This window comes from Devosia insulae DS-56, from assembly GCF_000970465.2.
In the GTDB taxonomy this organism is placed as follows: Bacteria; Pseudomonadota; Alphaproteobacteria; order Rhizobiales; family Devosiaceae; genus Devosia_A; species Devosia_A insulae.
On record NZ_LAJE02000233.1, the window covers coordinates 1 to 10,955 of the forward strand.

At 65.6% G+C, this 10,955-nt stretch carries 11 protein-coding genes; 5 read left to right on the plus strand and 6 right to left on the minus strand.

Annotated elements, in window-relative coordinates; genetic code table 11:
* The first annotated feature begins 225 nt into the window (after positions 1-225).
* Genes dapF through VW23_RS16655 form a run of 4 tightly spaced genes read left to right on the plus strand, consistent with a single transcriptional unit; the run spans position 226 to position 4,728 of the window.
* Positions 226-1,116 (plus strand): diaminopimelate epimerase, encoded by an 891-nt coding sequence (gene dapF, locus VW23_RS16640; protein WP_069910671.1) that lies wholly within the window; start codon positions 226-228, stop codon positions 1,114-1,116.
* Positions 1,116-2,381: a tRNA (N(6)-L-threonylcarbamoyladenosine(37)-C(2))-methylthiotransferase MtaB gene (mtaB, locus tag VW23_RS16645; RefSeq protein ID WP_069910672.1), complete on the plus strand. Its 1,266-nt coding sequence runs from the start codon at positions 1,116-1,118 to the stop codon at positions 2,379-2,381. The genes dapF and mtaB overlap by 1 nt, the downstream gene beginning before the upstream one ends.
* Positions 2,381-4,030 (plus strand): signal recognition particle-docking protein FtsY, encoded by a 1,650-nt coding sequence (gene ftsY / locus VW23_RS16650; protein WP_069910673.1) that lies wholly within the window; start codon positions 2,381-2,383, stop codon positions 4,028-4,030. The genes mtaB and ftsY overlap by 1 nt, the downstream gene beginning before the upstream one ends.
* A complete protein-coding gene (locus tag VW23_RS16655; protein ID WP_069910674.1) occupies positions 4,027-4,728 on the plus strand; it encodes a septation protein A in 702 nt (233 codons plus the stop codon). Before ftsY ends, VW23_RS16655 begins: the two co-directional genes overlap by 4 nt.
* Positions 4,729-4,778: 50 nt before the next feature.
* Here the strand turns inward: VW23_RS16655 and VW23_RS16660 are convergent, their stop codons facing one another.
* The 6 genes from VW23_RS16660 to ccmA all read right to left on the minus strand — a co-directional run bounded on the left by VW23_RS16660 (position 4,779) and on the right by ccmA (position 7,998).
* On the minus strand, positions 4,779-5,147 hold the full coding sequence (locus VW23_RS16660) for a hypothetical protein (RefSeq protein ID WP_055874867.1): 369 nt from the start codon (positions 5,145-5,147) through the stop codon (positions 4,779-4,781).
* Between the two features lie 81 nt (positions 5,148-5,228).
* Positions 5,229-5,768: a DsbE family thiol:disulfide interchange protein gene (locus VW23_RS16665; protein ID WP_069910675.1), complete on the minus strand. Its 540-nt coding sequence runs from the start codon at positions 5,766-5,768 to the stop codon at positions 5,229-5,231.
* A complete protein-coding gene (locus VW23_RS28630; RefSeq protein WP_141728367.1) occupies positions 5,765-5,938 on the minus strand; it encodes a heme exporter protein CcmD in 174 nt (57 codons plus the stop codon). The genes VW23_RS16665 and VW23_RS28630 overlap by 4 nt, the downstream gene beginning before the upstream one ends.
* Positions 5,935-6,699 carry a heme ABC transporter permease gene (locus VW23_RS16670; RefSeq protein ID WP_069910676.1) on the minus strand — a complete coding sequence of 255 codons (765 nt, stop codon included), beginning with the start codon at positions 6,697-6,699 and terminating at the stop codon, positions 5,935-5,937. Before VW23_RS16670 ends, VW23_RS28630 begins: the two co-directional genes overlap by 4 nt.
* Positions 6,700-6,709: 10 nt before the next feature.
* Positions 6,710-7,363, minus strand: a complete 654-nt coding sequence (ccmB, locus tag VW23_RS16675) for a heme exporter protein CcmB (RefSeq protein ID WP_069910677.1) — start codon at positions 7,361-7,363, stop codon at positions 6,710-6,712.
* A complete protein-coding gene (ccmA, locus tag VW23_RS16680) occupies positions 7,360-7,998 on the minus strand; it encodes a heme ABC exporter ATP-binding protein CcmA (RefSeq protein WP_244513624.1) in 639 nt (212 codons plus the stop codon). Before ccmA ends, ccmB begins: the two co-directional genes overlap by 4 nt.
* Positions 7,999-8,171: 173 nt before the next feature.
* On the opposite strand from ccmA, the gene acnA reads away from it, so the two are divergent.
* Positions 8,172-10,937, plus strand: coding sequence for an aconitate hydratase AcnA (gene acnA / locus VW23_RS16685; protein WP_069910678.1), 2,766 nt, complete (start codon positions 8,172-8,174; stop codon positions 10,935-10,937).
* The last annotated feature ends 18 nt before the right edge of the window (positions 10,938-10,955 follow it).

A 10,955-nucleotide genomic window follows, 5' to 3' on the forward strand; every position in this document is an offset into this window, starting at 1 on the left:
CCTCCCCGCAAGGGGGAGGGAGACGCTGACAGCATACACCGAAGGTCGTTGGGCGAAGACTAGCGAGCGCCGGTCACCTCCCCCCTTGCGGGGGAGGGACAGGGTGGGGGGTATACTTTCCGCACCGGCCTGACGGGCGAATGGAACCGCCTCACCCCCGCCACTGGCAATTTCCCGTCAGTTCCGCCATATACAGCCTCAACTGAGACCCAGCAGGTCACGCCCATGTCTACCGCCCCATTCCTCAAGATGAACGGGCTCGGCAACGAGATCATCGTCGCCGACATGCGCGGCCGTGCCGATCGCGTCACCCCGGCGGCCGCCGTCGCTCTCAATGCCGACCCGGCCACCAGGTACGATCAGATCATGGCCATCCATGATCCGCGCACCCCCGGCACCGCCCACTATATCGAAATCATCAACTCCGATGGCTCGCTGGCCCAGGCCTGCGGCAACGGCATGCGCTGCGTCGTCCAGGCGCTGAGCGCCGAGACCGGCGAAAAGCACTTCGTCTTCGAGACCCTCGCCGGTATCCTCACCGGCGACGAGCATCCGGATGGCTCGATCACTGTCGATATGGGCAAGCCCCGCTTCGGCTGGGAAGAGATCCCGCTGGCCGAGGAATTCTACGATACCACCGGCATCGAACTGCAGATCGGTCCGATCGATGCGCCGATCCTCCACACCCCTTCGGTGGCCTCGATGGGCAACCCGCACGCCACTTTCTGGGTCGAGGACGATGTCGGCAACTACGCCCTCGATCGCTTCGGCCCGCTGCTCGAGAACCATCCGATTTTCCCCGAGCGCGCCAATATCTCGATCGCCCAGGTGGTGGCGCCCGATCACATCATCCTCAGGACCTGGGAACGCGGCGCTGGCCTCACGCGCGCCTGCGGCACTGCCGCCTGCGCCGCGCTGGTCAACGGCGCCCGCACCCATCGCACCGGTCGCAAGGCCACGGTGACCCTCCCCGGTGGCGACCTCGTCATCGAGTGGCGTGCTGACGATCACGTGCTGCTCACCGGCCCGGCCGAGTTCGAATTCTCCGGCAGCTTCGAGCCCTTCACCGGCACCTGGCTGCGCGACCAGGATTCTACCGCCCAGGTCTCGGCCTGATGTCGATCGAAACGCTGACCTTCGGCTGTCGCCTCAACGCCTATGAAGGCGAAGTGATGAAGGCGGAAGCCGAAAAGGCCGGGCTCGACAACACCATCATCATCAACACCTGCGCCGTGACCTCCGAAGCGGTGCGGCAGGCCAAGCAAGCCATCCGCAAGGCCAAGCGCGACAATCCCGAGCGCCGCATCATCGTCACCGGTTGTGCCGCGCAGACCGAGGCGCGTTCGTTCGGCGACATGGCCGAAGTCGACCTGGTGATCGGCAATGCCGATAAGCTGAAGGCGGAAAGCTATGCCCCCATAGCATTCGGCATCCCGCTCAACGACAAGGTGCAGGTCAACGACATCATGAGCGTGCGCGAAACCGCCGCGCACCTGATCGAGGGCATGGATGGCCGGGCCCGCGCCTTCGTCCAGGTGCAGAATGGCTGCGACCATCGCTGCACCTTCTGCATCATCCCCTATGGCCGCGGGCCGTCGCGCTCCGTGCCGATGGGGCTGGTGGTCGAGCAGATCAAGAAGCTGGTCGGCAACGGCTATCGCGAAGTTGTGCTCACCGGCGTCGACATCACTTCCTATGGCCCCGACCTGCCCGGCACCCCGACGCTGGGCAAGCTTACCCAGCAGATCCTTCGCCACGTGCCCGACCTGCCGCGACTGCGCATTTCCTCGATCGATTCGATCGAGGCCGACCCGGCCTTCTATGATGCCATAGCGTCGGATCGCCGGCTGATGCCGCATCTGCATCTGAGCCTGCAGTCGGGCGACGACATGATCCTGAAGCGGATGAAGCGTCGCCACTCGCGCAGCGAGGCGCTCGAGGTGGTGGCAAAGCTCCGCTCGCTCCGTCCCGACATCGTCTTCGGCGCCGACATCATCGCCGGCTTCCCCACCGAGACCGACGAAATGTTCGAGAACTCGCTGAGCTTCGTCACCGAGGCCGAACTCACCTACCTGCACGTCTTCCCCTATAGCCCGCGTCCCGGCACCCCCGCCGCACGCATGCCACAGGTCGACGGACGCATCGCCAGAGCGCGCGCCGCCCGCCTCCGCGCCGTCGGTGAAACCCAGTATGAGAAGCTGGCTTTGTCCCGCATCGGCATGGTCGAGAACGTGCTGATCGAAAAGGACGGCATCGGCCGGCAGGAACAGTTCGTCACCTGTTCATTACCGGGTCATCTGCCGGGAGAAATCGTGCCCGCCCGTATTACCCATTTCGCCAATGGCAACCTCGTCGGCGAAGCACTGAGGTCCGCAGCCTGATGGCCGAACAAAAGAAAAAAGGCTTCTTCCAGCGCCTGTTCGGCGGCGGCGACAAGCCAGCTCCGGCGCCACAGCCCGAGCCGAGCGTCGCCGAGGAGCTCGAAGCCGACATCGTCCTCGACGAAGTCGTCGAAGCCGCTCCCCTGGTGCTGCCGCCGGATCAGGAAATCGCTCTCGAAGAAGCGATGCACGAGGCCGGGCTGCTGATCACGCCGGACGCGCCGCCAGCGCCATCGGCGCCACCGGCCGAGCCCGAGCCGTCCGTCGAGGACGAGCTGGTGGCCGACATCATTCTCGACGACGTCGTCGAGGCCGCGCCGCTCGTCCTGCCGCCCGACCAGGAGATCGCTCTCGAAGCGGCGATGCACGAGGCCGGCCAGCTGGTCACGCCCGAGGCGCCACCGGCCCCGCCAGAGCCGGCTGCCGAGCCCGAGCCATCCGTCGAAGACGAGCTGATCGCCGACATTATCCTCGACGACATCGTCGAGGCCGCTCCGCTCGTCCTGCCGCCCGACCAGGAGATTGCGCTCGAGGAAGCGCTGCACGAGGCCGGCCAGAGCATCGAAGCTCCGCCGACCGATTCTGTCTCCGAGCCGCCGGCCGGCCCGCCCGAGGCCACCCCCGCCTATATCGAAGAGGTCGAGGAGCAGCAGGCGCCCGAGCCCGCGCCGGTGCTGCCGGTCCCAACTCCAGTCGCGACCCCGGCCGCTGCCGGCGAACCGCCGAAGAAGCAGAACTGGCTGCAGCGCCTCGCCTCCGGGCTGAAGCGCTCGTCGGACCAGCTGACCGGCTCGATCGCCGCCGTCTTCACCAAGAAGAAGCTCGATCAGGCGATGCTCGATGACCTCGAGGACATCCTGATCCAGTCCGATTTCGGCGTCGACATGGCGACCGACGTCACCGAGGCGCTGCGCCGCGACCGCTTCGATCGCGACATCAGTTCCGACGAAGTCCGCGACGTGCTGGCGACCGAGATCGTCAAGGTGCTGGAGCCGGTGGCCCAGCCGCTGCTCATCGATGCCGGCACCAGGCCCTATGTCATCCTGATGGTCGGAGTGAACGGCACTGGCAAGACCACCACCATTGGTAAGCTCGCCAGCCTCTATGGCGCGCAAGGCAAGAAGGTGATGCTGGCCGCCGGCGATACCTTCCGCGCCGCCGCCATCGAACAGCTGCAGGTCTGGGGCGAGCGCACCGGCGCTCCCGTCATCACCAAGCCCGCCGGCTCTGATGCCTCCGGGCTTGCCTACGAGGCAGTGGAGCGCGCCAAGGCTGAGGGCGCCGACATCCTGATCATCGACACGGCCGGGCGGCTGCAGAACCGCGACGAGCTGATGAGCGAGCTCGAAAAGATCATCCGCGTCATCAAGAAGGTCGAGCCGTCGGCGCCGCACGCCACGCTTCTCACCCTCGACGCCACCACCGGGCAGAATGCCCTTAATCAGGTCGAAATCTTCGGCAAACGTGCCGGCGTCACCGGCCTGGTGATGACCAAGCTCGATGGCACGGCGCGCGGCGGCATTCTCGTCGCCATCGCTCGCAAATTCGCCCTGCCCGTACACTTCATCGGTGTCGGCGAGGGCGTCGACAATCTAGAGGCGTTCGCGGCACGCGACTTCGCCGCCGCGATCGCAAGGACCGCAGAATGACCGAAGAGACCAAAGACGCCGAAGTGAACTGGTCGGAGCTGCGTCCGCAGCTGATCCGCATCGGCCTCGAGATCGGCCCGCTGCTGATCTTCTTTATCTGCACCACGTTCGGTGAGGGCTGGCTCGACGCCAGCCCGGCTTTGCGCTCGATGTTTGCCAGCCCGATCATTTTCGCCACCGCGCCCTTCATGGTCGCCATGGTGATTTCGCTCGGCATTTCCTGGCTGGTGTTCAAGCGCGTCGCGGTGATGCCGCTGGTGACGCTGATCGTCGTCCTGATCTTCGGCACGCTGACCCTGCTGCTGCAGGATTCGACGTTCATCAAGATCAAGCCGACGATCGTCAATTCGCTGTTCGGCGCCACCCTGCTCGGCGGCCTGGTGTTCGGCCAGTCACTGCTGAAATACGTGTTCGGCGAGGTCTACCACCTGCAACCCAAGGGCTGGCAGGTGATGACCATGCGCTGGGGGTTGTTCTTCTTCCTGTTGGCGATCCTCAACGAGTTCGCCTGGCGCGGCTCGAGCCTGTTCTTTTCCGACCCCGACGCGGCGGACAAGTTCTACGCCGGCTTCAAACTCTGGGCGGTCATGCCGATCACCATCGTCTTCTCGATGATGCAGCTGCCGCTCCTCACCAAATACGCCGCCGACCCCAAGCAGCCCATCGAGGTGATCCCCCCGATGGACCCGCTTCCCTGATCTGGGTCGGCTGAAGGCCCGGTGAGGGGGCCTTCAGCCGTCGCGCAAGCCTAATGCTTGATCAGCTGGTCCTTGGTGACATTCAGCGTCATGCCTTCGCCTGACACCGAGTCGATCTGCTCCGGCATCACGTAGCGATCGGCGGCGAACAACCCGTCGGCGTCGATCCTGACGAACCCCTGATGCACCAGGCGGTCGCGGACCTCCTCGGGCACATTGTCGTCGGTGAAGGCCCGCGCGATCACGTCGAACAGCGTATCGTCGGTCCGCCGGCCGGAGGGCCCGCTCGCCTCGACTTCCGGGGTATCGGGATCATCGTCGCCGAACTGCACCCAATCGACCTTGCCGATCTCATGGTGCTCGCGGTCGAACACGCGCATGCCCTGCTCGACGAAACGCAGGCTGGAACTGGTTTGCATAGTGTCTCTCCTCATGCCGCTTGAGGCGGTAGAGGAAGAATGTGCGTTGGTCGGCGGAAGTTCCCGACCTTAGCCGTTGGTTCAGCCCGCTTTGGCCTTCTCGATCGCCGGGATGAGTTCCTGTTCCAGCGAATCCGGCGAGATCGGCCCCACATGCTTGAAGGTGATCACCCCGGCCGCATTGACGACGAAGGTCTCCGGCACGCCGTAGACACCCCAGTCGATCGACACCCGGTTGTCGGCATCGCCGCCGATCCGCTGGTATGGGTTGCCGAGTTCAGTGAGGAACGCCACGGCGTTCTCCGGCGCATCCTTCTGGTTGATGCCGAAGATCCGCACCCCGGTCTCGGCCTTCAGCCGCTCGAGCAGCGGATGCTCCTCGCGGCACGGAATGCACCAGCTGGCGAACACATTGACCACCGTCACCTCGCCCGTGAGCGCAGCCGTGTCGAACCCCTCGACCCCGGTGCCGGCCACCGCTGGCAACGCAAAGCTCGGCGCCGGCTTGTTGATCAGCACCGAGCGCACGAGGCTGGGGTCGCGGTCCATGTTCAGCGCGAACACGGCGACCAGCCCCACCAGCAGCAACAGCGGCAGTACCGCAAGGAGAATGCGCTTCAACGCTTGCTCTCGTCCGAACGGCGGCGGATGCCCGCCTTGTCGAGCGCCTTGAGCCGGGCATCGACCCTGAGCGAGTCCCAGACCACATAGGCGACCAGCGCCACGGTCAGCACCGCCACCCCGACATAGGCCCAGGCGATGAATTCGATATGCGCGCCATCTCCGATCACTTGGCGGCTCCCTGCAAGGCGGCCTGCCGGCTCAGCGTCTCGGCCCGGCGGCGCAAAATCTCCGTCCGCATCCGCGCCACCTGCAACAGCGCGAACAGCAGCGTGAAGGCCAGCATCATCACCAGGAGCGGCGTCAGGATCGAGCCTGGCATCTTCGGACCCGAGGCGGTGAAGACGCTCGCCGGCTGGTGCAGGGTGTTCCACCAATCGACCGAGAACTTGATCACCGGAATGTTCAGCGCCCCGACCAGCGTCACGATGGCGATGATCCGCCCGGCCTTCAGCTGGTCGTCAAAGGCCCGCCACAGCGCAATGATGCCGAGATAGATCAGCAGTAGCACCAGGGTCGAGGTCATCCGCCCGTCCCACTCCCAGAACGTGCCCCAGGTCGGCCGGCCCCACAGCGAGCCGGTATAGAGCGCCAATGCAGTAAACACTGCGCCAAGCGGCGCTGCCGCCTTGTTGGCGACATCAGCCAGCGGGTGCCGCCACACCAGGGTGCCAAGCGCCGAAACCGCCATCACCCCATAGACCAGCTGGCTCAACCAGGCGTTCGGCACGTGCACGTACATGACGCGCACCATGTCGCCCATCTGGTAGTCCTCGGGCGAGTTGAAGAAGGCGAACCACAGCCCGATGGCAAAGCTCAGCCCGGTGGCAATGGCCAGCGGCCAGATCAGGTAGCGCGACCAGGCGAGGAACTGCCCCGGATGCGCCAGGCGGCTGAACCAGTTGGGTTGTTTGACGGTATCGACGGACATGGCGTTCGCTCTATTCCCCGGCCACGCGCAAGGCAAGCGCAGCCGCGAAAGGTGAGAAAGCCGTCACCACGAGGCTCAAGGCAATGAGGAACAATGTCGCGCCACTGCCGGCCAGCGGATCCAGCATCCCCACCCCGAAGATCATCACCGGGATGGAGAGCGGCAGGATCAGCACCGGCGCGATCAGCCCGCCGCGCCTCAGCCCCACCGTCACCGCGGCCCCCAGCGCCCCGAAGCTCACCAGCGCCGGGGTACCGATCAGCAAAGCCAGCACCGTTTGCCCCCATTGCGCCCACGACATCGATAGCAGCAGCGCCAGCACCGGCGTTGCCAAGAGCAGCGGCAGCGCCGTCACCAGCCAATGCGCAATCACTTTTGCGGCAACCACCGCCTCGAGCGGCAGGCCGGCGTGGCGCAGCAGGGTCAGCGAGCCATCCTCGTCATCGTTGCGGAACAGCCGGTCGAGCCCCAGCAGCATGGACAGGAACGCTGCGATCCAGACGATCCCCGGCGCCAGCCGGGTCAGCTGCGGCCGGTCCGGCCCGATGGCGAACGGCACGATCACCGCCACCATGACGAAGAACAGCACCAGCGTCAGCGCCTCGCCGCCGGCCCGGAACGCCAGCTTCAGGTCGCGCCCGATCAAAGCCCGGAAGGCACTCATGCCGCGCCCCCGAGGATCAAGGTTTCAACCCCGGCTTGGTCGACCAGTGGCAAGTCATGATGGGTCGCGACCACTGCGATACCGCCCCGCTGCCGGTGCGCATCGATCAGCCGGCCCAGCAGCGCCTCGCCCTCGGCATCGAGCGCGGCGCTCGGCTCGTCCAGCAGCCAGATCGGCCGCGCACTGACCAGCAGCCGCGCCAGCGCCAGCCGCCTCAGCTGCCCCGACGACAGGTACCCCGCCTCCAGCACGCCGAGCCCACCGATCCCGACCGCGTCCAGCGCGACATCGACGGTCAGGCCGCTCGCCCCGTTCATCGCCTGCCAGAATGTTAAGTTCTCGCTGACCGTCAGCCGCGCCTTCAGCCCGCTCTGGTAGTTGAGGAGGTGCAGGTCGGTGCGCTCAGCCCCGGCGATCGTCCCGGCATCCGGTCGCACGATTCCAGCCAATGCGAGCAACAGCGTCGACTTCCCCACCCCGTTCGGGCCGCGCAGCAGCAGCACGTTTCCCGGCTTCAGTTCGAACAGCAGATCGGCGAACAGCAGCCGCTCGCCGCGCCGCACCGTGAGGCCGCTGACGCTCAGTTGCGGTTGAAAGGCCTCGGAAGCGAGCGTCGGCTGGTTCATGGCCGCCATGCCTAATGAACCCAAGTGACCACTGGCAAGCGTCATGTAGTTTCTCTATAAGCCAGCCGTAGATTGGAATGCTTCCAGTCAGACGACCTCTGCCCCCGGTCTCCCGGGCCTTTTACGGTCCGGCGTCAGGACCGGGCGGCGCCTTGCAACACCAGCGCGTGAAGGCGACACCCGTGACCTCGAAATCCCTCGACAGCTTCAAGTCCAGAACCACGATCACCGTCGGGGACAAGACCTACAGCTACTTCTCCATTCCGCTGGCGGAACAGAACGGTCTGAAGGGTGTCTCGCAGCTGCCGCACTCGATGAAGGTGGTGCTGGAGAACCTGCTCCGCTTCGAAGACGGCGTCACCGTCACCCGCGCTGATATCGAGGCCGTCGCCGATTGGCTGCGCACCCGCATCTCCGAGCACGAAATCTCCTACCGCCCGGCTCGCGTGCTGATGCAGGACTTTACCGGCGTCCCCGCCGTGGTCGATCTCGCCGCCATGCGCGACGCCACCGCCAAGCTCGGCGCCGATCCGCAGAAGATCAACCCGCTGGTGCCGGTCGACCTGGTCATCGACCACTCGGTGATGGTCGACTCGTTCGGCACCCCGCTGAGCTTCCTGCAGAACGTCGATCTCGAGTACGAGCGTAACGGCGAGCGCTACGAGTTCCTGCGCTGGGGCCAGAAAGCCTTCGACAACTTCCGCGTCGTGCCGCCCGGCACCGGCATCTGCCACCAGGTGAACCTCGAATACCTGGCCCAGACCGTCTGGACCCGGAAGGACGAGGCCTCGGGCGAACTCTACGCCTATCCCGATACGCTGGTCGGCACCGACAGCCATACCACCATGGTCAACGGCCTCGCCGTGCTTGGCTGGGGCGTTGGTGGCATCGAAGCCGAGGCGGCCATGCTGGGCCAGCCCATCACCATGCTGATCCCCGAAGTCATCGGCTTCAAGCTGACTGGCAAGATCAACGAGGGCATCACTGCCACCGACCTGGTGCTCACCATCACCGAGATGCTGCGCAAGAAGGGCGTGGTCGGCAAGTTCGTCGAGTTCTACGGCCCGGGCCTCGACTACCTGAGCCTCGAAGACCAGGCGACCATTGCCAACATGGCTCCCGAATACGGCGCCACCTGCGGCTTCTTCCCGGTCGATTCCGACACCCTGACCTACCTCGAGACCTCCGGCCGCGACGCCGACCGCGTTGCGCTGGTGAAGGCCTATTCCGAGGCCCAGGGCATGTATCGCACCACCGAGAGCCCCGACCCGCTGTTCACCGACACGCTGTCGCTCGATCTGACTACGGTCGTCCCCTCGCTCTCCGGCCCGAAGCGCCCGCAGGACCGCGTCTCGCTGGTCGACGCCGCGCCGAAATTCGCCGAAGCGATGAAGGATCTGGCCGGCGGTCGCAAGGAGCGCACGGCGCTGCCCGAGTCGAAGGGCGAGAGCCGCTTCGTCGATGAAGGCGCCACCGGCGTCGACGACATTCCCGAGGAAGCCGCCTTCCCGGTGCGCGGGGAGAAGTTCCGCATCGATGACGGTCACGTGGTGATCGCCGCCATCACCTCGTGCACCAATACCTCGAACCCCAACGTCCTGATCGCCGCCGGCCTCGTCGCCCGCAAGGCGCGCGCCAAGGGTCTGACGTCAAAGCCGTGGGTGAAGACCTCGCTGGCCCCGGGCTCGCAGGTGGTGACCGACTACCTCAACGCCGCCGGCCTCTCAGCCGATCTCGACGCGCTCGGCTTCAACCTCGTCGGCTATGGCTGCACCACCTGTATCGGCAATTCCGGCCCGCTGCCGGAAGCCATCTCGGAATGCATCAACGCCAACGATCTGGTCGCGGCCTCGGTGCTCTCGGGCAACCGCAATTTTGAAGGCCGGGTGAACCCCGATGTGCGCGCCAACTACCTGGCCTCGCCGCCGCTGGTCGTCGCCTATGCCATCGCCGGCTCGATGAACATCAACGTGGCGACCGATCCGCTCGGCACCGGTTCGGATGGCCAGCCGGTCTATCTCAAGGATATCTGGCCGACCAACCAGGAGATCTCCGACATCGTCCGCACGGTGATCACCCCAAAAATGTTCCTCGGCCGCTACTCCGACGTGTTCAAGGGCGACGAGAACTGGCAGGGCATCGCCGTCGACGGCGGCGAGACCTATCGCTGGAATTCCAGCTCCACCTATGTGCAGAACCCGCCCTATTTCGAGGGCCTGACCATGGAGCCGGCGCCGGTCACCGACATCCACGAGGCGCGCGTCCTCAGCCTGTTCCTCGACTCGATCACCACCGACCACATCTCGCCCGCCGGTTCGTTCAAGGCCGGCACCCCGGCCGGCAAGTACCTGGTCGATCGCCAGGTGGCGCCCAAGGATTTCAACTCCTACGGCGCCCGTCGCGGCAACCACGAAGTGATGATGCGCGGCACCTTTGCCAATATCCGCATCAAGAACCAGATGGTGCCGGGCGTCGAAGGCGGCTTCACCAAGGGCCCGACCGGCGAAGTCATGGCGATGTACGACGCCGCCATGGCCTACCAGAAGTCGAACACCCCGCTGGTGATCTTCGCCGGCAAGGAATACGGCACCGGCTCGTCGCGTGACTGGGCCGCCAAGGGCACCCGCCTGCTCGGCGTCCGCGCCGTCATCGCCCAGAGCTTTGAGCGCATCCACCGCTCGAACCTCATCGGCATGGGCGTCTTGCCGCTGCAGTTCGCCGAAGGCGAGAGCTGGCAGACCCTGCATCTCGACGGCACCGAGTCCGTCTCGATCGAGGGCCTCACCACGCTGACCCCGCGCTCCACCGTCAAGGTGAAGATCGTCCGCGCCGATGGCCGCATCGAGGAAATCTCGACCCGCTGCCGCATCGATACGGTCAACGAGCTCGAATACTACCAGCACGGCGGCATCCTGCACTACGTGCTGCGCAACCTCGTCGCGGCGTAAGCAGCGGCGGTCATAGAC

Bases quoted from the DNA above. Each gene is read 5' to 3' on its own strand.
- VW23_RS16670 (WP_069910676.1), bottom strand. From the start codon at position 6,699: ATGTCCGTCGATACCGTCAAACAACCCAACTGGTTCAGCCGCCTGGCG.
- mtaB (WP_069910672.1), top strand. From the start codon at position 1,116: ATGTCGATCGAAACGCTGACCTTCGGCTGTCGCCTCAACGCCTATGAA.
- dapF (WP_069910671.1), top strand. From the start codon at position 226: ATGTCTACCGCCCCATTCCTCAAGATGAACGGGCTCGGCAACGAGATC.
- VW23_RS16660 (WP_055874867.1), bottom strand. From the start codon at position 5,147: ATGCAAACCAGTTCCAGCCTGCGTTTCGTCGAGCAGGGCATGCGCGTG.
- ccmA (WP_244513624.1), bottom strand. From the start codon at position 7,998: ATGGCGGCCATGAACCAGCCGACGCTCGCTTCCGAGGCCTTTCAACCG.
- ftsY (WP_069910673.1), top strand. From the start codon at position 2,381: ATGGCCGAACAAAAGAAAAAAGGCTTCTTCCAGCGCCTGTTCGGCGGC.
- VW23_RS16655 (WP_069910674.1), top strand. From the start codon at position 4,027: ATGACCGAAGAGACCAAAGACGCCGAAGTGAACTGGTCGGAGCTGCGT.
- ccmB (WP_069910677.1), bottom strand. From the start codon at position 7,363: ATGAGTGCCTTCCGGGCTTTGATCGGGCGCGACCTGAAGCTGGCGTTC.